Genomic DNA, 19,669 nt, shown 5'->3' on the forward strand with positions numbered 1-19,669 from the left:
CTCCTAAAAGATCTAAGACATGCCTACATTTGTTGCTCGCGTTCGTGATGCGAAAGGAAACGCTAAAAAAGAAAAAGTTGTTGCTGACACAATAGCAGCAGCACGTTCTAGTTTGAGATCGAAAGGTCTTTTTATTCAAGAACTAAAACAAGCAGAAGAATTTAAGTTGAGTGGTAATCTCAGCTTAGCACCGCTCCAAGCAGCTCTTGCAAAGGTATCTGTTAAAGATAAAGCTGTTTTTTCTCGTCAGTTTGCTGCTCTAATTAACGCAGGTGTAGCCATTGTAAGAAGCCTGGGTGTAATGGCGGAACAGTGTACTAACCCAAAACTGAAAGGAGCTTTAATTGACATTAGTTCTGATGTACAGCAGGGAATGAATTTGTCTGAAGCAATGCGGAAACACCCAGGTTGTTTCGATTACATGTATGTCAGTATGGTACAAGCTGGAGAGGTCGGTGGTGTTCTTGATGAAGTCATGAACCGATTATCTAAGTTGTTGGAAGATCGCGCTCGACTACAAAACCAAATTAAATCTGCTTTAACCTATCCTATTGCAGTTGGAATTATAGCCGTACTAATTTTTCTTGGTATGACTATATTTCTCATACCTATTTTTGCTGATATTTTTAAGCAATTAGGAGTAGAATTACCAGAACTGACCAAATTTATGTTGTGGATCAGCGCAGTTCTTAGAAGTCCAAGTGCGATAATTCCTGTAGTAGTTTTTATTGGTGGTAGTTTTGTTTATCGACAGTATTACAAAACTCGGCTGGGTCGGGAGACCATTGACCGAATTTCTCTGAAAGTTCCATTGTTTGGTGACTTAATTCAAAAATCGTCTGTAGCCCTTTTCAGTCGTACTTTTGGTGCTTTGACTCGTTCAGGAGTACCAATTTTAACTGCTCTGGAAATCGTTCGCGATACGGCTGGCAATCAGATAATTGCTAATGCTGTAGATGCAGCGCGTAAAGAGATTCAACAAGGAGGAATGATTAGTTTAGCATTACAAAAAGAACGAGTTTTTCCCGTGATGGCAATTCAGATGATTAGTATTGGCGAGGAAACGGGTGAACTGGATAGTATGTTAATGAAAGTTGCTGATTTCTATGAAGATGAAGTCGAGCAAGCTGTTAAAGCCCTCACTAGTATTATTGAACCAATTATGATTGTAGTTTTAGGTGGTATGGTTGGAGGAATTCTTCTCTCGATGTACCTACCCATGTTCAAGGTATTTGAAAAGTTGGGTTAAGCGAATCGTTAGTAGTTAGCGATCTCTCTTGACCATTAACTACTAACTATTAACCGATGAAATTATGAGTATTAAAAAAGCTTGTTATGAAGAGTGCTTGGCAGAGTATAGCGATCGCCTAGCAGCGATCGCCTTACTGAAGCAGCATCGTCCCTATTTAGAAATGCTTCCAAGTTTGCGCCGTCCTTATGAAAGTGTCATTCCGATTCCTCTACCTATAATTCGGCTGCGAAACTTTACATCAACTAGTAAAGAACGTCAAGCAATCAAAGTTACAGAAACGACTCTGTTACCCTGTGATATCGCTTTTCTCATGTGCGATCCAGAGTGGAAAATTAAAACTGGAGTAGAAATTTTTCTATTTATTTATCGTCCCAATGAAGATTTTTCCGATTTCTTAGGACGCTGGCGACAAACCCAAGTGTTATTAGATAAAGAATACGAGTGGATTATGCCTCTTCCTTATCAACACATTTTTAGTGAAGGAGCGAATAGCATTTATCCGCTATTTATCATTTTTCCTGAAACTCCAGAACGGATTAAACGGGGTTTACAAGGAGCTAGTTTACCTTTTATCGATCGCATTCCAACTTCAGTAGGAGATCTAGAAGAGGCATTTCCTGAAAATCCGGCTAGATGAAAGGAGACAACAATGAAACCAGAACAGATAAAAGTAGGGGCGCACAGCTGTGCGCCCCTACAAATATATTGTAATCAAATGCGATCGCTATCGAGGTAAAAACCATTGCATCATCTTTGCGATCGCGACTAATACAATTAAACCAACTAAACATGATTGCACGATTTGCCAACAAGTCTCTGCTTGTCGAGAAGGCAATTGCTGTTGGCTAATTGTTGCCACTAATTGCTTTTGCATATCAACACAAGGAACCCACTCTCTACGAGCAACCATCATTTGAGTGGGATGTAGAATTTGATAGCCGCAAGCTTGATAAAAAGGTACAGCCGTAATAGAAGCTTTCACAAATAACCATTGCCATCGCCGAAATATAGCTTCTCGTTCAATCGTCTGTAATAAACGTCTACCAATACCTTGTCGAGTCCATTTTGGATGGACGTACATTGCACTTACCGTACCCTGCATCAAAGCCGAAAACCCTACAATTTCTTCGCCATACTCTGCTACTAAGACAACATCACCCCACGATTTTGTTCCATACACTTTTTTATCTTCTAGCAGAGCTTGAATTTGTGCAGGGTTATAATCAGCCGTACAAAGTTGCTGAATTGACTGACTATGCAACTGGATGATTCGATCGCGATCGCTAGTACGAGCCTGACGAATAGATATTTCTACTGGGGATGTTTCTTGCATTGAGATTCATGCATTCAAATTTGTGCGTTTAAAAGTGTGGTAGGTGCATTAGCCTTAATAATCTTATTTTTCCCGTCTACTACGTGGCGATCGCAATTATGTCCTTAGTCGCTTAACTGTGCATTTGAGTTCCGACTTTTCCGACTTCCCCGACTTAGGTTTACCGACTGTAACCGACTGACAACTATTTTTTTTACTCCTAAACTATGAGAAACAGAGCCGGGATATTCTCCTTGATTCTCAAGCTCGTATCAGTAGGTGTATCTACATTTCCTAGATTGAAACAATCTCACTTCTCAGGAATCATACAGTAGATTATGTAAATTAATGCAGGAATCAACAACCTGAAATAAAGCTTGGCAGAAACTGACAATTTTCTTTGCGCCTCTGCGTCTTTGCGCGACATTATATCTATGAACTCTATACAATCTGAATTACCTACCGCTCTCGATCCGCAAAAATTACCCAAACACATTGCTGTAATTATGGATGGTAACGGACGCTGGGCTACCAAAAAAGGATTACCGCGTGTTGCTGGGCATCGTCAAGGAGCAAAAGTTTTAAAAGAACTACTTCGCTGCTGTAAAGATTGGGGAATTGAAGCACTAACAGCTTATGCTTTTTCGACCGAGAATTGGCGACGACCTATACAAGAAGTCGATTTTCTCATGTTACTGTTTGAACGACTATTACAACGCGAATTAACTCAAATGCAAAAAGAAGGAGTACGAATTTCTTTTATTGGAGATTTGTCAGTATTACCTCAGTCTTTGCAAAGAGAAATAGAACGAGCGATGGCTTACACAATCCATAACACAGCTATTCACTTTACTGTAGCTGTTAATTACGGTAGCCGCAAAGAGATTGCTCAAGTTTGTCGGCAAATTGCTTTACAAATTCAACAGCAAGAGATTGAGATTGACGAGATTAATGAAAACTCAATTGAGAAATATCTTTACACTGCTGGAACTTCTCATCCAGATTTATTAATTCGTACTAGTGGAGAAATGCGATTGAGTAATTTTTTATTGTGGCAAATGGCATATACAGAAATTTATTTTACAGATATTTTGTGGCCTGACTTCGATCGCAGTGCCTTTCATCAAGCTTTACTCGCTTATCAAAACCGCGATCGTCGTTTTGGTCAGATTGCTTCCTAATTTTTGAGCGGTGGGCATTGCCCACTACTCTACAACGACTAGAAATTAGAAGAAATACCAATCCGATAGGTTAAACCAGGTTCGTAGATTCGATTGGATTTTTCATAGGCGCGATCTGCTAAATTTTCTAGATAGACTGTTAATCCCAAGTTGCTTGTAATTGGGATTCGCGCCCCTAAATCTAGACTCAACCAAGAGGGAGAGAAATCGGTATTGCTATCACCCGGGTTATTAAAAAAAGCTCGTCGCGCTCCACTATAATAGCTGGCAAATAAATTAACTTCCCATCCTCCCGATTGATAACCTAAACCGATTTGTCCTACGGAATAGGGAACTAAACCAAGCTGTAATCCTTCTTCAATTCCCGACTTAATTTTTGCATCGGTATAAGTATAGTTGAGAAAAGTTGACCACTGCGGATTAATTTGCCATTTCAATGCTGCTTCTAAACCATTAGTATTAACTAATCCAATGTTCGTCCACCGACCTGCTTGAATGCCCAAGCGATCTGTTAAGCTACTGCCGAAATAAGTAAACTGTCCGGTTAAATTCTCGGCAAATTTGACATCAACTCCTGCTGTCCATGAAGAACCTACTTCTGGTTCTAGATCTGGGTTTGGCAACCAATTATGTACCGTGTCGTAAACGTACAGTTGATCGATACCAGGATCGCGCTGTACTGATGCCCAACTTCCCCGTAAAGCTACACCTGGACTCATTGCCCATCGTAGCCCAACGCTAGGATTTAAATAACTACCAAACTCGCTAGTAAAATTTTGTCTCAATCCTAGATCGGCTTGAAAATTATTGGTAATTTTCAAGGTGTTTAAAGCAAATAATGCAGTTTGAAATCTTTCTCTTTCTTCTTCTTCATTTAAGTTGACTCTATTCGGAGCCGTACTTAAAACATCACCATTTAAAAAGTCATTTTTGACATCTATGCCCCAGCGTAAATTATTACTAGTGTTAATTTTCCAATCGTGTTCTAATCTTGCAGTTACAGCTTGAGAATTGAGCGTTCCCGTACGATAAAAAATGTTTTGTGTAGGACCGTAGGTATTGAAATAATCTTGATTGTAGGCGACTGTAGCTCTAAGAACGGAATCTTTTCCATTGCCTAGCAGAGTTTTCCAAGATAAACCAATGTTAAAAACATCGTGGTCTAAGCGATCTCTTTGCAGGGGAAAACCAAAGTACAACAAACCGCGACGACTGCTAATTTTATATGCATCTAAACTGAGAGTATTGCGAGAATTGAGATCGAGACTGAGGCTACCAAAGTAGTTACTAGTTGCAGTATCACCGTTAAATAAACGTCCATCTGAATCTCGATTTGCTGCTCCTTCAGGGACGCGATAATTGTTCTCAGCATCGTATTGTTCAAAACCAAGACTATATTTTAAATTCCCACCACTGCCACCATAACTAATACGATAGTTATCTTGGTCATAAGAACCGTATTCTACTAAACCGTTGAGCTGGGGAATCTCAGAGCCTTGCTTAGTAACAATATTGACAACTCCGCCAAACGCTTGCGAACCATATAAAGTAGAACTCGTACCACTCGATAATTCTACTCGTTCGATAGACTCTACAGGAATACTATTTAGATCGGTAGCGCCGTGGTAAGTGTTAACATTAGACCCGATCGGTCTACCATTGAGTAAGAAAACTGACTGGTTGATCGAGCTTCCTCGATAATATGTTCCCGTATGAATATCTGCGCCAAAACCTGCATCATTAATTGCAAATCCTGGTAGATTGCGTAAAATTTCTGCAACACTATTCGGACGTTGTTTCTCAATTTCTTCTTTAGAAATGATGTAGATGGGACTTGATGTTTCAGGAATTGTCTCTCTTTTTCCTTCAACCTCGATATAAAGTTCATCAGTGTCCTCAATAGCAGGTTCTTCTACTTCAGAAGATATTGATTGTGCCACATCTATTGTTGGTGACGCTCGTTGCGTTAACCATATAGCATCAGTAGAAAACTTTTCTCGTTGGCTCAAGCGTGGTAGTTTTGGTTGTGAATTACTTCTCGCTTGATGTAGTTTCAGCTTTAGCGCGATCGCATTTTTTTTTCTATCTTCTAGTTCATTTGCGAGTGCAGCAGAGCCTACGGTTAAACTCAACAATACTGTAGGCAATAACAAAATTTTCAGTCCCATCTTCCTCAATTTGCCACTCTCATGCTTTTCTTATAGTTTCAGTTATGTCTGAGGCGATCGCATTTATCAAAAAATATCGGCTAAACGCACACAAACATACACGCAGGCTTGATATTTAGCCGCGTGGTTGAAACATTCCTCTAATTTGCTTGTTGTCTTTACGGACAAAGTGCGTTTGCACTTATACCAATCATGGCGATCGCAGTTGAATTTAGTCAAAAGACAAGCTGTCATACTTTGTCATTGGTCATTCGTCATTGGTAAAGACAAATAACGTCAGCTTCAGTAAAAAGATAAGTGTAGGCGATCGAGAAAAAACAAAGACTAATTTTTGTAATACGTTATTACAAAAAGTTTATATATATCTAAAACTTAAGGCGTATATCTGAAGTATTAGTTAGCAGCCATTACAAATAGATCGTCGGACTAATTCAACAAATTGAGGATAGAAATGAATATTACCTTACTTACCAGACGCAAAATTCTAGGTGCGTTTTTTCTGTCTGGCTTGTTATTAACAGGTTCAGTTAGCTACATACATCAAGTTAGCGCTCAAACCCCAGCAGCAGAAACTACTACCAACAGCGAAGCATACGTTAGAGAAGAGTTGTATTTTGGGCGATCGCAACCCGGAGGAGGAGAAGTCACGGAAGAACAATGGCAAAAGTTTGTAGATACTGAAGTGACACCTCGTTTTCCCGATGGATTAACAGTAGTAGATGCCTACGGTCAGTTTCTTAACAGTGCTGGAATTCTAGCTAGAGAAGATTCTAAAGTTTTAATCTTGCTCTATGTCAGTACTCCAGAACGAGAAAGATCCATTCAGGAAATTATCGACGCTTATAAGTCAAAATTTCAACAAGAATCGGTTTTGCGCGTTACAGACGTACCCGCAAGAGTTAGTTTTTAATCGGCGATCGGTGTAGAGACGTTACATGTAACGTCTCTACACTGTTATTCTCTCTGCGTGGCGATCGCCAGTCTTGCGTTTGGTAATTGCCTCACCACATCCATCACGGATACAACTTGTCCGTGGTTGACTGATTTATCGGCATTGACTATCACGAGTGCCTCTTGGTTTGGCTGTGCTAGCTGTCGTAATTCTCCATTGAGTGCTTGGAGTTGAGTCGGCTTGCGATTGACAGCGAGTTGACCTTTGGCATCAATTGTGATTGTAATGGGTGCTTTTGGTTGCGTTTGAGCTGATTGTGACTGGGGTAAGTTGACTGACAACCCCTCAGAACGAGTGAGAAATAAGGTTGACATGATAAAAAATGTCAAAATCGCGAAGATTACGTCAATCATCGGCACGATGTTAATCTGTGCTTGAATTTCTGGCTCATCTTGCAGACGCATAAGTTTCTCCCCGTTCGTAAAGACGACGATAGAGTAGTTCTAGCTGACCGCCATACTCTTGAATTGATGCCATTTGCCGCACGTACAATCCTCGAAATGTATTGGCAAATAGCAGCGTAAAGATAGCGACTACCAAGCCGGAAGCTGTTGAAACCAACGCTTCGCTGATCCCACCCGTGACTCCAGCGGTTTGGCTAGCCCCAACATTGGCAATGTTGAGGGACGCGAAGGAGGCAATCAAACCCAAAACCGTACCGAGTAGACCTAATAAGGGTGCAATGCTAATGATCGTCTCAAAGATAGTGTTAAATCGCTTCAAGACAGGAATCTCTGCTTGTGCTTCACTTTCTAGGGCAAGGCGAAACTCTTCAGGTGTGGGACGTTCGAGTTCTAAGGCAGCGAGAAATATGCGTGCCATAGGCAAGTCGGCATTTTGCTTCAGCCTTTCGATCGCGGTGACGACATTTTCTAAACGGTAGAGGTTTAATACCTCACGGATGACGCGACGCTGGCGCTTATTTATCCGTACCCAAAAAATTGCCCGCTCGATAATTAGGGCGATCGCTAAGATGGAAAATCCGAGCAGGGGCCACATAACCACGCCGCCTGCGGTGAACAGTCTGTTGAATAGCATGTATTGTCTCTGCAATTACAAGTAATTTGTTGCTAAAGATTCCTATCTACTGCAAGTCATTACAGTATTTTATCGGGTAGAGTCGCAAAAATAGATCGAGTCAAGTAGAGGAAAAGTAAATCTTTATTTTTCATATCAGTTCTGACATCATCTAAACTTGTCGGATACTCATCCCCAAAGTTGTGATGCTAAAACCTTGCACAACCAGACAAGCAGCCTTAACGAGAATTAATAGGATTTGTCAGCTATCAGTGTAGAGACGTTACATGTAACGTCTCTACAAAGCGATCGGTCAACCAATAACCATCAACCAACATTTATACATTTAAATGTTGCAAGATCGATAAGGAACTAACTTTATCGAGGGAATTTCATGACAGCACAGTTTAAGCACGTCATGTTGATGGTGACGGACGTTCTAGCAACGGTGAAGTTTTATCAAGAAGGATTAGGACTAAAAGTAAAAATGGCAAGCCCTGGATGGGCAGAATTAGATGCTGATGGTACGACGATCGCGCTACATGCTGCGGAGAGTCAAGCGCACACGGGGAATTCTCCGATTTTGAGCTTTCATGTAGACGATGTTTATGGGGCGATCGCCAATCTAGAAAATATGGGCGCTAAACTCGAAGGGCGCGTCCGAGAACCTTCTTTTGGAAAAGTCGCCGCCATGCGGACTCCTGACGGACATTTACTCAGTTTACTTCAACCCGCTTAAGAAGCCACAGCCAGGGCTTCCTGTGAGTGTCCCCGGAGTAAATCCATCAATTCGTCGCAGTAGTCGTGGAATATAGAATGACGCTTGACGGTGTGGGTGCGTTCGGGGAGTTTAATTGAAATCTCTTTTCTGACCGTACCAGGACGAGCGCCGAGAGCGTAGATCCGATTCGAGAGGAAGACAGCTTCTTCCACATCGTGGGTGATCGTGAAAATGGTGATGTTGGTACGCTGCCACAGATCCAGCATGAATTCATGCATGGACTCTTTAGTGTGAATATCTAAAGCACCAAAAGGTTCGTCCATCAGTAATACTTTAGGTTCCGAGGCGAGAGCGCGGGCGATCGCTACCCGTTGTTTCATTCCACCAGATAACTCCTTGGGTAGAGATTTGGCAAACTTAGTCAGTCCAACTACGCTGAGGTAGTAGCTGGCTCGTTCTCGCCGTTCCCGTTTTGACCAGCCTTGAAGTTTGAGTCCAAATTCAGCATTTTCCTGTACGTTCATCCAAGGGTAAAGCGTGTAGTGCTGAAACACCATACCCCGATCTGGTCCTGGTCCTTGAACGCGCACGCCATCGATTTTCACTTCTCCCGCTGTTGGCAAATCGAGTCCGGCAATCTGGCGCAGTAGAGTAGACTTACCCGAACCCGATGCACCCACAGCACAGATAAATTCACCCCGCTCGATTGACATATTAATGTCTTTGAGGACTGCCAACGTTCCCGATTTTGTCTCGAAATTTTTATGGAGTTTGGTGATTTGTAGATACATGGTAATTGGTAATTGGTAGTTGGTGAGTAGCTAGTGACTGGTGGCTAGTGGCTGGATTCTTTATCTAGTTACTAGTCGCCAGTCACTAACCACTAATTCATCTCTTCTGACTTGCCCACTTACAAGAAACGCGCAGGAGCCATTGAAATAAGAGGTCAAAAGTGAGTCCGATAATTCCAATGACAATTAAGCCGACAAAAATTTCATCAGTTCTGAGGAATCGACCCGCGACGCTGATTCTACGTCCCAAACCTTCGGTTGCAGCAATTAGTTCTGAAACAATGACTAATTGCCATGCGGCTGCAAGGTTAATTCGACAAGCATCAATGATTCCTGGCAAAACATGAGGAAAAATAACTTGAGTTAGTGTCTGCCAGCGATCGCCACCTAGAGTATAGGCAGCTTCAATCAAATCTTTTGATACAAACTTGACCGTATCCATCACCATTAAGGAGTTGAAGAAAAACACGCCGATGAAAATTAAAGTGATTTTCGGTTCTTCTCCAATTCCTAAATAGAGAATGAGCAAAGGAATGAAAGCAGGCGCGGGCATGTAGCGCATCAAACCAAATAATGGTTCTAATAAGGCACGAATACTCGCAAAACTGCCCATCAACACCCCAACTGGAATCGACAACACGACTGCTAGCAAAAACCCTACGCCCACTCGCCAGAGACTTGCTACAGTATCCTTCAGCAGTTCGCGAGTCCTCCACAATCGCCCAAATGCTTCGAGTACCTTAGCAGGCGAGGGTAGAAACTTGGGGTCTACGCTACCAAATGTTGTCACCAGCCACCAAATCAGCAACGGTAATCCGATAGAAGTCGCAACTAGTAAGGTGTTTAATGGTCTGGGAATATCTTCAGCCAACCGCCAAAAAACCGTCGGGCTAAGCGTTTTTGGATTAGATGGGGGACGCATCGAGCCTGTGTTCATATTGAAAAATTACAAATTGGGACAAGGAAGTTTCAGGAACTTCAGGAACAACTACCAACTACCAACTACCGCTTCTCTACACTTTTTCTTCACTGAGAACTGCTAACTGATAACTGGTCACTGTTTCTTGGCGTATGCTTTCACAAAGCGATCGTCAAAGAGTTTAGTTAGGTCTGGTTTTTGTTTGGCTAAGCCGACTTCTTCGAGAAATTTAGTCATTTCTCCGGCTGCATACATCAGCGAAGTCATGTTGTTACCTGGTTGAAAGGCTTTGAGATTTTCTTCCACAGTAAATATCTTGGTTCCTTTGGCATATTCTTCATATTCTGCAACGCTAACCCCGGCACGTTTTGCCATAATTTCTGTTGCTTTGGCTGGTTCTTTTTGCATGTAATCGAGAGTAGCGAACCAGGAATCGACCATTGCTTGCACTTTTTCGGGACTTGCTTCTAAAAACTGACGGCTGACAACTAGATGGTCGGGAATTGCTCCAGGAAATTCTTTGGAACTAAAGAGTTCTTTACTGCCAGGACGCTTTAAGGCTTGAGTGGTAAATGGTGCAAACACTGCAACTGCATCTACTTGTCCACCGACAAAAGCGGCTGCGGCTTGTCCTGTTTCTAAGGGGACAAATTGGATGTCTTCTGGTTTCATGCCTGCTTTTTTCATTCCTAATAACAATAGGAAATGATCTACAGCGCCTTCTTCTGCGGCAACTTTTTTGCCTTTCAAATCGGCAATTGTATTGATACCTTCGCGAACGATGACCTTATCGTTACCTGTAGAGTTGTCGTTAACGAGTACGACGACTTTATCTGCACCACCGGAAACGGCACTGATTGTATCGTTGAGCGTCTGGCTGTTGGCATTAATTTGTTCGGTTGTGAGAGCATTAATAGATTCTAAATAGCCGTCAAACCATTTCAAATTGACTGAAGCTTTGTTTGCTTCAAAGAGTTTTTGCTCTTGGGTAACTTGCCAAGGAAGCCAACCAGGCCACGCACTGAATCCCAAGCTAGCAGCGTTAGGAGTAGCATCACCAGAAGCAGCAACATCGGTGGTAGTGGTAATATAAACGGCGGGGTTAGTGCAACCTGCTGCGATCGCCAGACCGATGACAAAAAGCAAAATTGATTGAATTATCGATCGCAGTTTCATTGCTTTTTCTACTAAAAAGTGTATTTACTGACGCGATCTTTCAGCTAAAAATCTTACAATCTAATACGCTTTAGACTAACGGAGTAAGTTCTTTTTTATCCGTTACTTTTGCTACACTTTTTAGAGAATTTGAAGCTTTTAGTTATTTAATATTTTTCTAAAAAAGTTGGACGGTTACAGCAGAAACTTCGGCATATATTAAATATGCCAAAATTTCTATTTTTAGATTTAAAAACTAATACTTTCTCTTTTCTAATCTCTGATTCTACTGACCTCTAGCTCTTTTTTAGCAATTTGCGATCGCACCCATTCAAACCATACTGCTAAACCCTCTCCCGTCTTCGCCGATACGGGAATAATCTTCACGTTTGGGTTAATTTGACGTACATTTGCCACTATTGTGTCAATGTTCATATCTAAATGGATTGCTAAATCGATTTTGGTAATGAGCAAGCAATCAGCTTCGCGAAACATGATTGGATATTTCAGCGGTTTATCTTCTCCTTCCGTAACACTTAGTAAAGCAACTTTGGCGTGTTCGCCTACTTCAAATTCAGCCGGACAAACTAAATTTCCAACGTTTTCTACTAGGACTAAATCGAAATCAGCGGGATTGTATTGATGTTCTAATTGATGAATGCCACCTGCCACCATTTTTGAGTCTAAATGGCAAGAACGTCCAGTATTAATTGCGATTACAGGTACATTGTATTGACGCAGGCGATCGGCATCCAATTCAGTAGTCATATCACCTTCAATGACAGCAATTTTGAGATCGTCTTTTAAAGCTGCCAGTGTTTTTTCGAGTAAGACTGTTTTACCAGCGCCAGGGCTACTCATAACATTGAAACAGGTAATTCCCCACTCATCAAAATGGGTGCGGTTGTGGTCAGCTCCTTCCTGATTGGCATGGAGTAAATTAATCCCGAGGGCAGCGTCAAATGTTTGGTGCATAACTAGGGGTGTGGGGTGTGGTTAGGACAAGGGAGACAAGGTAGACAAGGGAGAGGGGGGAGACAAGGGAGGTAAGGGAGCAACTACCAATTACCAATTACCAATTACCCTTCATCCTTATTTGAATATTCAATGCGATCGATTTTTAGTTCTCGTCCAGAGCGAATGTCTTCCATAGGAGATTTACACTGCGGACAAGCATATTGCAGTCCAATTTCAGGACGATACTCTTGTTGGCAATGATGGCAAAAGGCAATTAAGGGTGTTTCTTGAATTGCTAGTGTTGCCCCTGCAAGAAAGGTATTGCGCGTTTGAACTTCAAAGGCAAATTCCAAACTGGCAGGCTCTACGCAGGTAAACCGACCTACAATTAGGTGAATTCGGGAGATTTGGGGTTTTTCTGGCTGTGCTTCCCACCAGTCGCGCACGGTAAGAATCAGCGCTTTGGTCATGTCGGTTTCGTGCATAGAGAGGGAGTAGGGAGTAGGGAGTAGGGAGTAGGGAAAAGTATCATTTTGACTGTCAAATTCTCCTATCTCCCGACAAATGACAAATGACAAACTAAGTCCAAGCCACAAGTTCGGGTTGGGATTCGGGATGAATGTAAGCTGGTTTCTCTTTGCGGGGTAGTTGTCCCGATAGGACAAGATGCGCCATTGTATCGCAAATTACGCGGGTTGCCATTAGAGAGGTGATATCGCTGATGTCGTAAGGGGGCGATACTTCCACAACTTCTAGACCGCAAACGGGGACTTTTTGCACGATTTTACCCAGTAGTGACAGGGCTTCGCGGGGTAACAAACCGCCCGGTTCGGGCCAGCCAGTACCAGGAACAAATCCTGCATCTATACAATCGATATCAAAACTGATGTAAACGCAGTCTGTACCGTCTGTTGCTCTTTGAATCGCAAATTCTGCGGCTGCGTCTAAGCCCATTTCGACGATATCTGTAACTGTGAGAATATTGGTAGCACGATCGCGACAGACTTTCACCCCGTTTCTTGGGACTTGCCAACCACCAATGCCCAGTTGGACTAAATTCTTAGCTGGCGCATTTTTCATATTAGTGGCGTGAAACCACGGGCAAGTATGCATCCGTTCGTCTAAATCGGTTTCTTGGGTGTCTACGTGGCGATCGAAGTGAATGATACCAACTTTTTTATCTCCTAAATGGCGACATACACCCCTTACCGTGGGGAAACCAATCGAGTGATCGCCACCCAGAATAATTGGAAATGCCCCCGAACTGAAAACATGGGCAACGCCTTTAGAAATTTGATCGAAGGATTTTTCGTTGTTGGCGGGAATGGTGAAGATATCTCCCACATCGCAAATTGTAATTTGTTCGCGTAAATCGATACCCAACTCAAAGTTATAAGGCGTGTACAAAGCAGAAATGCGGCGAATACCTTGAGGTCCAAATCTGGTTCCAGGGCGATAGGTCGTACCGGAGTCATGGGGAACGCCAACGATCGCCACATCGTAATTTCCTACCTGACGCACATCTTCTAAGTATGGGGCTTTGAGGAAAGTATTAATTCCGGCGTAGTGGGGTAACTCGCCACGAGAAAAGGTAGGAATCGTGCGATCGCGGATACTCTGTGCTGCTTCTAATCCGTATTCTAGCCCTTTCGATACCTCTTGCTGCCATCCTGTCATCGGCAGTCGTGTTTCTAATTCTAAAGCGCGTTGGGCTTCAGTAGGGGGTTGATGATTGTTATTGTCTGGACTCTGAAACAAAGGATTTTCAGAATTATGAGTCATGCGATCGCCCTCACTTAATTTTTCAAAATTTTTCAAACTAGATTAGGTCGCTAATTATGCAAAAAGCCCAGGAGTATAACATCAGTCGTCACAACTGATATTCCTCCCAGGCTTTTCTCCTTCCGTGTCACTCGCTACTCAACTAAAAACTCAGAAAATTTTTAGCATAGCCAGTTTGCTTCTCTTGGACCTGCATTTGCTCAGCGAGCTAACAGCGTAAGCTGAGACGCTACAAACCGGAACCCTAGAAGCTTGTGTATTATATACTTGTCTTTTAGCGGTATTCCATACTTAATTGAAAGCAAACTCTGTTTACTTTTGAGTTTGCTTCTCTGTAGTATTTGAATGCTGTATACAACCTGCTAATAGCGACATTATCAACCGCCGTATCAGACAACTGTATTAAATGTTACTAAATTTAGTAAATATCTAAATTTCATCACATAACTGTCTGCTATCTTTCTGGAGTCGTGAAGGTTACTGGGATGGGACAATACAAATCAGTTGTCAGTTATCAGTGTAGAGACGTTACATGTAACGTCTCTACTTGTTCCCACACTCACTACTTACTATTAAAATGTTGAAACGGATTGCATCGATTTTACTTGTAGTACTGATGGCGCTGAGTCTATCGGGTTGCGTACTATCAACTGCTGGACTCAAAAGCTTTGTCGATAGCGTTGATGGATATGAGTTTTTGTACCCTAATGGCTGGCTTCCAGTTAAAGTGACAGACGGTCCCGATATCGTATTGCACGATTTGATTGAAACCACAGAAAATGCTTCTGTGGTTATCGGTTCCATAGCAGATGGCAAAACCCTAGCTGATTTGGGAACTCCTGGCGATGTGGGTTATAAACTCGGCAAAAGCGCGATCGCACCGCCTGATTCAGGACGAGAAGCAGAATTAGTCAATGCTGGGCAGCAAGACTATAACGGGAAAACTTACTACATTCTAGAATATGCTGTAAAGTTACCCAATCAGCAACAACGGCACAATCTTGCTAGTGTTGCCGTTAGTCGTGGCAAACTCTTTACTTTCAACGCCTCCACCACGGAACAGCGTTGGCAAAAAGCCGCACCAAAGCTACAGCAAATGGTCAAGTCTTTTACAGTGTATTAACAGCGCCCGTGTCCATATGCCAGTACGCCTACGCCCGAATTTATGCGTGGGCTATTCTGACTTGTGTGAAAAATGACCAATAATAAATGACCAATGACCGATCGGAATGCTAGATAATAGGAAGGCTTTGTCAATTTTGAGCATTGTCATTACTAACCTGAGTTTGAATCCATAGTTATGCGAACCCACTATTGCGGCGACCTCCGCACAGAAGATATTGGAGCAACAGTTACCCTATATGGTTGGGTAGACCGTCGCCGCGATCACGGAGGAGTGATTTTCTTGGATTTGCGCGATCGCACGGGACTCGTCCAAATTGTCAGCGATCCTCAACGCACTCCCGATTCATATCGTCAAGCGGAAGCACTACGGAACGAGTATGTAGTCTGCATTACGGGTAGAGTTACCCAGCGTCCTCCAGAATCTCTCAACCCCAAGCTACCGACAGGGGAAGTCGAAATCTACGCCGATAAAATTGAGTTGCTCAACGCTGTCAGCAAACAGCTACCCTTTCAAGTCAGTACGGCTGAAACCGAGTCGGTACGGGAAGAATTGCGCCTCAAGTATCGATATTTAGATTTGCGTCGCGATCGCATGAATCGCAACCTGCAACTCCGCCACCAAGTTATCAAAGCCATGCGCCGTTTTCTAGAAGACGCACAAGGCTTTATTGAAATCGAAACACCAGTACTTACCCGTTCTACCCCTGAAGGCGCGAGAGATTACTTGGTTCCCAGTCGCGCCAACCCGGGTGAGTGGTTTGCTCTACCACAATCGCCGCAATTATTCAAGCAATTACTGATGGTGTCGGGGTTTGACCGCTACTATCAAATTGCCCGTTGCTTTCGCGATGAAGATTTACGGGCAGATCGTCAGCCAGAATTTACCCAACTAGACATGGAAATGAGTTTCATGTCTCAAGAAGAAATTTTGGAGCTTAACGAAAGTTTAGTTTGTCATATTTTCCAGACAGTTAAAGGGATCGATCTACCCCGTCCTTTCCCTCGCCTCACCTACGCCGAAGCAATGGCACGCTACGGTAGCGATAAACCCGACACCCGCTTCGACCTGGAATTAGTCGATGTCTCCGATCTCGTCAAAGACTCCGGCTTCAAAGTCTTTTCTAGTGCTGTAAAATCTGGCGGGATTGTCAAAATTCTGCCTATTCCCAACGGCAATGAAGCCATTTCTAACGTGCGGATTAAACCAGGCGGCGATTTATTTAAGGAAGCCGAAAGCGCAGGTGCAAAAGGACTTGCTTATATTCGCGTCCGTGAAGATGGAGAAATCGACACAATTGGTGCAATTAAAGACAACCTCAGCCCCGAACAAAAACAAGAACTCTTGAGTCGCACTGGGGCAGAACCAGGACACTTATTACTATTTGGTGCTGGAGTTACAGATGTAGTTAACAAAACCCTAGACCGCTTGCGACAAGTTATTGGCTGCGAATTGGGGCATATCGACCCCAGCAAAATCAATTTGTTGTGGGTGACAGATTTCCCCATGTTTGAATGGAATGCCGACGAAAAGCGTCTAGAAGCGTTACACCATCCCTTTACAGCCCCCCATCCTGACGACCTGCACGACCTGAAAACAGCCCGCGCCCAAGCTTACGATTTAGTCTTCAACGGCTTTGAAGTCGGTGGTGGAAGCTTACGGATTTATCAACGGGAAGTCCAAGAACAGGTCTTTGCCGCAATTGGTTTGTCGATAGAAGAAGCTTATAACAAATTTGGCTTTCTCCTAGAAGCATTTGAATACGGCACTCCTCCCCACGGCGGGATTGCCTACGGATTAGACCGTTTGGTGATGTTACTTGCCGGGGAAGAATCAATTCGGGATGCGATCGCCTTTCCAAAAACACAACAAGCCCGTTGTCTATTAACTGACGCACCCTCTGGAGTGGACGCAAAACAGTTGAAAGAATTACACGTTGCTTCGACTTATCAACCAAAAGCGGGAGTCGGGAGTCGGGAATTGTAGAGACGTTACATGTAACTCTCTACAATTCCCCTTTGTCTTCTCCCTAACCCTTAGTAGGGCAATTGCGATCGCGACTTGAGCAAGAACCGAACTCGATTCAATGTAACCGTTTGCTAAGTTTAGGGCAGAATGTATATACCCGAAACTATCCCTACTAGGTGCTGATTTGTCGCCTACACAGTGCCTTAGTGGGCTTATCCCTACACATAAAATTAGGTTGAATCGCACTCAGGAGGCTGATAGCTAGATGGCTGCTACTGATTTTAAGGACTATTACAGTATTTTGGGAGTCAACAAGACTGCCAGTAATGATGAAATCAAACAGGCTTTTCGCAGGCTAGCCCGTAAATTTCACCCGGATGTTAACCCAGGTAACAAGCAAGCCGAGGCGCGATTCAAGGAAGTTAACGAAGCTTACGAAGTCCTTTCAGATCCAGACAAGCGCCGTAAATACGACCAATTCGGTCAGTACTGGAAGCAAGCCGGACAAGCTTGGTCGCCTGGTGGCGCTGGTGCTGGTGGGGTTAATGTTGGTTTCGACGATTTTGAGTTTGGCAGATACGGCAGTTTTGATGAGTTTATCAACGATCTGCTCGGTCGTTTTGGTGGTGCTGGCGCACCTGGCACACCTGGCGCACCTGGCGCACGAACTGGTGGGACTCGTCAGACATATAGTTATACCACTTCTGGAAGAAGATCGTCTGGAACGGGCGGTTTTGACGGCTTCACCGATCCCACTGTTGGTTTTGACGGTTCCGCAGCTAGCACCGACAGAGAAGCCGCGATCGCCCTCACTTTATCAGAAGCGTTTCACGGCGTACAGAAACGGTTGAGTGTTGGGAGTGAAACTATTGAAGTCCGCATTCCGCCAGGGGCAAAACCTGGTAGCCGCGTTCGCGTACGGGGTAAGGGTTTAGTTAATCCTGCTACGCAGCAACGAGGCGATTTGTACTTAAAAGTGGACATTCAACCGCACTCTTTCTTCAAGTTTGAAGGCGACAATCTCGTCTGCGAAGTGCCAATTACTCCCGATGAAGCAGTTCTTGGTGCAGCAATTGACGTTCCTACTCCCGATGGTTCTGTCAAGCTTAATGTTCCAGCTGGAGTTCGTTCCGGTCAATCTCTACGTTTACGCGGTAAAGGCTGGACTCTACCAAAAGGTGGACGCACCGATTTGCTAGTAAAAATTGCGATCGTTCCACCCAAAGATTTGAGCAGTACGGAGCGGGAGTATTATGAAAAGATTCGCAGTAGTCGCAGTTTTAATCCCCGCGATCGCTTGCCACAAGTACGGTTGTAAACTAGTATTACAAAATTATGTAGGGGCGCACAGCTGTGCGCCCCTACTTTAGCTCCTATTTTACAATCCACATTAAATTGGCAGTAAAATCTAATCAAGTACTGCTAACATTTGCTCTACACTGGCATTGTGGTCGAGGAAAGAAAACAAGTGTTTGTAAAGCAATCTGCCCTGTTTATCTAATACAAACTGAGCAGGCAAAGGCGCACCTAGAGCTTGCCCCGTGCTGTATGCTCTAAATACATTGCAGCTAGGATCGCTCAGTAACGGCATTCTTAAACCTAAATCTCTGACTACGATCTGACTTTGTTTTTCATCAGTACTCGTAATCATTAATAGTTCAATTCCGCGATCGCGAAAGCGATCGTACTTCTCGTTCACATCTTTAATATGTGGGAAGCAAAAAGGACAATATTGCTTTTCCGTGAAAATGCGCGTGAAAGCTAAAATGAGAGGTTGCTTACCCCGATATTCTGAAAGCTTAATTTCTCTACCATTAGTAATATCTGGCAATCGAAAGTCTGGTGTTATTGCACCCAAATCTAAACTACTAGTAGCTGGAATTGGCAAGAAATTACGAAAAAAACGCTCGTTGAGTAAGCCGCTAAAATCGTTTGAAGTGAGTACCATCTTTCTAAATAGCGTTTGACAAAACTATATTTTACCGAAGCAGAAGATAGGAGACAGGAGCCAGAAGACAGAATGTTTTTTTGGTTATTAGTCTTATTCACCTAACACCTTAGTATCATAGCAATTCTCGATTGCGTGCGTGACATTTGTAGGGGCGCTTTCTCTGTGCGCCCCTACAAATCGTGTGTTTTACCCAATCGAAAACCGCTATCAGATGGAAAAAACACGATCGAATTTTTCTGTCTCACCAACTTTAACCCAACCCCAGGAGATAACTCGATCGCCTCCTGAATTACCTCTGCTAACACAAATAGATCGGGATAAGCGATCGCCTTTAAAACAATAAAAAAACATTGCAAAGTCGTAGCCAGTTCTTGAATCGATTTAGCTTGTCTAACTGCCGTATAAAAGAGAGAAGAATGC

General features: G+C 43.2%; 20 protein-coding genes. 8 read left to right on the forward strand and 12 right to left on the reverse strand.

Annotation, left to right across the window (positions count from 1 at the left end; all coding sequences use genetic code 11):
* The first annotated feature begins 19 nt into the window (after positions 1-19).
* Positions 20-1,249 carry a type II secretion system F family protein gene (locus tag DSM107010_RS19040; RefSeq protein ID WP_015153785.1) on the forward strand — a complete coding sequence of 410 codons (1,230 nt, stop codon included), beginning with the start codon at positions 20-22 and terminating at the stop codon, positions 1,247-1,249.
* Between the two features lie 64 nt (positions 1,250-1,313).
* On the forward strand, positions 1,314-1,889 hold the full coding sequence (locus tag DSM107010_RS19045; RefSeq protein ID WP_106168532.1) for a hypothetical protein: 576 nt from the start codon (positions 1,314-1,316) through the stop codon (positions 1,887-1,889).
* A gap of 87 nt (positions 1,890-1,976) precedes the next feature.
* Here DSM107010_RS19045 and DSM107010_RS19050 read toward each other — a convergent pair whose 3' ends face one another.
* Positions 1,977-2,585, reverse strand: coding sequence for a GNAT family N-acetyltransferase (locus tag DSM107010_RS19050; protein WP_106168533.1), 609 nt, complete (start codon positions 2,583-2,585; stop codon positions 1,977-1,979).
* A 413-nt stretch (positions 2,586-2,998) separates the two neighbouring features.
* On the opposite strand from DSM107010_RS19050, the gene DSM107010_RS19055 reads away from it, so the two are divergent.
* Entirely contained in the window at positions 2,999-3,745 is a 747-nt protein-coding gene (locus DSM107010_RS19055) for an isoprenyl transferase (protein WP_106168535.1), read from the forward strand.
* A 38-nt stretch (positions 3,746-3,783) separates the two neighbouring features.
* Here DSM107010_RS19055 and DSM107010_RS19060 read toward each other — a convergent pair whose 3' ends face one another.
* A complete protein-coding gene (locus tag DSM107010_RS19060; protein ID WP_106168534.1) occupies positions 3,784-5,913 on the reverse strand; it encodes a TonB-dependent receptor plug domain-containing protein in 2,130 nt (709 codons plus the stop codon).
* A 451-nt stretch (positions 5,914-6,364) separates the two neighbouring features.
* On the opposite strand from DSM107010_RS19060, the gene DSM107010_RS19065 reads away from it, so the two are divergent.
* Positions 6,365-6,823: a DUF3574 domain-containing protein gene (locus DSM107010_RS19065; protein ID WP_015153780.1), complete on the forward strand. Its 459-nt coding sequence runs from the start codon at positions 6,365-6,367 to the stop codon at positions 6,821-6,823.
* A gap of 44 nt (positions 6,824-6,867) precedes the next feature.
* Here the strand turns inward: DSM107010_RS19065 and DSM107010_RS19070 are convergent, their stop codons facing one another.
* The gene (locus DSM107010_RS19070) at positions 6,868-7,269 is read right to left on the reverse strand and encodes an ExbD/TolR family protein (protein ID WP_015153779.1); all 402 of its coding nucleotides are present in this window, start codon (positions 7,267-7,269) and stop codon (positions 6,868-6,870) included.
* Positions 7,253-7,903 carry a MotA/TolQ/ExbB proton channel family protein gene (locus DSM107010_RS19075; protein ID WP_015153778.1) on the reverse strand — a complete coding sequence of 217 codons (651 nt, stop codon included), beginning with the start codon at positions 7,901-7,903 and terminating at the stop codon, positions 7,253-7,255. The genes DSM107010_RS19070 and DSM107010_RS19075 overlap by 17 nt, the downstream gene beginning before the upstream one ends.
* A 373-nt stretch (positions 7,904-8,276) precedes the next feature.
* Between DSM107010_RS19075 and DSM107010_RS19080 the strand changes: the two genes are divergently transcribed.
* A complete protein-coding gene (locus tag DSM107010_RS19080; RefSeq protein ID WP_015153777.1) occupies positions 8,277-8,621 on the forward strand; it encodes a VOC family protein in 345 nt (114 codons plus the stop codon).
* Here DSM107010_RS19080 and DSM107010_RS19085 read toward each other — a convergent pair.
* From DSM107010_RS19085 to DSM107010_RS19110, 6 genes are all read right to left on the reverse strand, one after another.
* On the reverse strand, positions 8,618-9,394 hold the full coding sequence (locus tag DSM107010_RS19085; RefSeq protein WP_015153776.1) for an ABC transporter ATP-binding protein: 777 nt from the start codon (positions 9,392-9,394) through the stop codon (positions 8,618-8,620). The two genes, DSM107010_RS19080 and DSM107010_RS19085, sit on opposite strands and share 4 nt — an antisense overlap.
* Before the next feature lie 97 nt (positions 9,395-9,491).
* Complete coding sequence (locus DSM107010_RS19090; protein WP_015153775.1) at positions 9,492-10,331, reverse strand: ABC transporter permease; 840 nt, start codon at positions 10,329-10,331, stop codon at positions 9,492-9,494.
* A gap of 117 nt (positions 10,332-10,448) precedes the next feature.
* The gene (locus DSM107010_RS19095) at positions 10,449-11,489 is read right to left on the reverse strand and encodes an ABC transporter substrate-binding protein (protein ID WP_106169760.1); all 1,041 of its coding nucleotides are present in this window, start codon (positions 11,487-11,489) and stop codon (positions 10,449-10,451) included.
* Between the two features lie 252 nt (positions 11,490-11,741).
* Positions 11,742-12,443 (reverse strand): hydrogenase nickel incorporation protein HypB, encoded by a 702-nt coding sequence (hypB, locus tag DSM107010_RS19100; RefSeq protein WP_015153773.1) that lies wholly within the window; start codon positions 12,441-12,443, stop codon positions 11,742-11,744.
* Positions 12,444-12,547: 104 nt separating this feature from the next.
* Positions 12,548-12,910: a hydrogenase maturation nickel metallochaperone HypA gene (gene hypA / locus DSM107010_RS19105; RefSeq protein ID WP_015153772.1), complete on the reverse strand. Its 363-nt coding sequence runs from the start codon at positions 12,908-12,910 to the stop codon at positions 12,548-12,550.
* A gap of 94 nt (positions 12,911-13,004) precedes the next feature.
* Positions 13,005-14,207, reverse strand: coding sequence for an agmatinase family protein (locus DSM107010_RS19110; protein WP_106170795.1), 1,203 nt, complete (start codon positions 14,205-14,207; stop codon positions 13,005-13,007).
* Positions 14,208-14,784: 577 nt separating this feature from the next.
* On the opposite strand from DSM107010_RS19110, the gene psbP reads away from it, so the two are divergent.
* The 3 genes from psbP (at position 14,785) to DSM107010_RS42300 (ending at position 18,616) form a co-directional block, all read left to right on the forward strand.
* The gene (gene psbP / locus DSM107010_RS19115; protein WP_106217502.1) at positions 14,785-15,330 is read left to right on the forward strand and encodes a photosystem II reaction center PsbP; all 546 of its coding nucleotides are present in this window, start codon (positions 14,785-14,787) and stop codon (positions 15,328-15,330) included.
* 177 nt (positions 15,331-15,507) lie between these two features.
* A complete protein-coding gene (gene aspS, locus DSM107010_RS19120; protein WP_127023633.1) occupies positions 15,508-17,316 on the forward strand; it encodes an aspartate--tRNA ligase in 1,809 nt (602 codons plus the stop codon).
* 247 nt (positions 17,317-17,563) lie between these two features.
* A complete protein-coding gene (locus DSM107010_RS42300; RefSeq protein ID WP_015153768.1) occupies positions 17,564-18,616 on the forward strand; it encodes a DnaJ C-terminal domain-containing protein in 1,053 nt (350 codons plus the stop codon).
* A 90-nt stretch (positions 18,617-18,706) separates the two neighbouring features.
* Here DSM107010_RS42300 and DSM107010_RS19130 read toward each other — a convergent pair whose 3' ends face one another.
* The gene (locus tag DSM107010_RS19130; protein WP_015153767.1) at positions 18,707-19,246 is read right to left on the reverse strand and encodes a peroxiredoxin family protein; all 540 of its coding nucleotides are present in this window, start codon (positions 19,244-19,246) and stop codon (positions 18,707-18,709) included.
* A 173-nt stretch (positions 19,247-19,419) separates the two neighbouring features.
* The gene (locus DSM107010_RS19135; RefSeq protein ID WP_041462405.1) at positions 19,420-19,605 is read right to left on the reverse strand and encodes a hypothetical protein; all 186 of its coding nucleotides are present in this window, start codon (positions 19,603-19,605) and stop codon (positions 19,420-19,422) included.
* Positions 19,606-19,669: the final 64 nt, after the last annotated feature.

The sequence above is a fragment of the Chroococcidiopsis cubana SAG 39.79 genome (assembly GCF_003991895.1).
Classification (GTDB): Bacteria; Cyanobacteriota; Cyanobacteriia; order Cyanobacteriales; family Chroococcidiopsidaceae; genus Chroococcidiopsis; species Chroococcidiopsis thermalis.

Coding starts and splice junctions, on each gene's coding strand:
- DSM107010_RS19040 (WP_015153785.1), top strand. CDS start 20: ATGCCTACATTTGTTGCTCGCGTTCGTGATGCGAAAGGAAACGCTAAA.
- DSM107010_RS19045 (WP_106168532.1), top strand. CDS start 1,314: ATGAGTATTAAAAAAGCTTGTTATGAAGAGTGCTTGGCAGAGTATAGC.
- DSM107010_RS19050 (WP_106168533.1), bottom strand. CDS start 2,585: ATGCAAGAAACATCCCCAGTAGAAATATCTATTCGTCAGGCTCGTACT.
- DSM107010_RS19055 (WP_106168535.1), top strand. CDS start 2,999: ATGAACTCTATACAATCTGAATTACCTACCGCTCTCGATCCGCAAAAA.
- DSM107010_RS19060 (WP_106168534.1), bottom strand. CDS start 5,913: ATGGGACTGAAAATTTTGTTATTGCCTACAGTATTGTTGAGTTTAACC.
- DSM107010_RS19065 (WP_015153780.1), top strand. CDS start 6,365: ATGAATATTACCTTACTTACCAGACGCAAAATTCTAGGTGCGTTTTTT.
- DSM107010_RS19070 (WP_015153779.1), bottom strand. CDS start 7,269: ATGCGTCTGCAAGATGAGCCAGAAATTCAAGCACAGATTAACATCGTG.
- DSM107010_RS19075 (WP_015153778.1), bottom strand. CDS start 7,903: ATGCTATTCAACAGACTGTTCACCGCAGGCGGCGTGGTTATGTGGCCC.
- DSM107010_RS19080 (WP_015153777.1), top strand. CDS start 8,277: ATGACAGCACAGTTTAAGCACGTCATGTTGATGGTGACGGACGTTCTA.
- DSM107010_RS19085 (WP_015153776.1), bottom strand. CDS start 9,394: ATGTATCTACAAATCACCAAACTCCATAAAAATTTCGAGACAAAATCG.
- DSM107010_RS19090 (WP_015153775.1), bottom strand. CDS start 10,331: ATGAACACAGGCTCGATGCGTCCCCCATCTAATCCAAAAACGCTTAGC.
- DSM107010_RS19095 (WP_106169760.1), bottom strand. CDS start 11,489: ATGAAACTGCGATCGATAATTCAATCAATTTTGCTTTTTGTCATCGGT.
- hypB (WP_015153773.1), bottom strand. CDS start 12,443: ATGCACCAAACATTTGACGCTGCCCTCGGGATTAATTTACTCCATGCC.
- hypA (WP_015153772.1), bottom strand. CDS start 12,910: ATGCACGAAACCGACATGACCAAAGCGCTGATTCTTACCGTGCGCGAC.
- DSM107010_RS19110 (WP_106170795.1), bottom strand. CDS start 14,207: ATGACTCATAATTCTGAAAATCCTTTGTTTCAGAGTCCAGACAATAAC.
- psbP (WP_106217502.1), top strand. CDS start 14,785: ATGTTGAAACGGATTGCATCGATTTTACTTGTAGTACTGATGGCGCTG.
- aspS (WP_127023633.1), top strand. CDS start 15,508: ATGCGAACCCACTATTGCGGCGACCTCCGCACAGAAGATATTGGAGCA.
- DSM107010_RS42300 (WP_015153768.1), top strand. CDS start 17,564: ATGGCTGCTACTGATTTTAAGGACTATTACAGTATTTTGGGAGTCAAC.
- DSM107010_RS19130 (WP_015153767.1), bottom strand. CDS start 19,246: ATGGTACTCACTTCAAACGATTTTAGCGGCTTACTCAACGAGCGTTTT.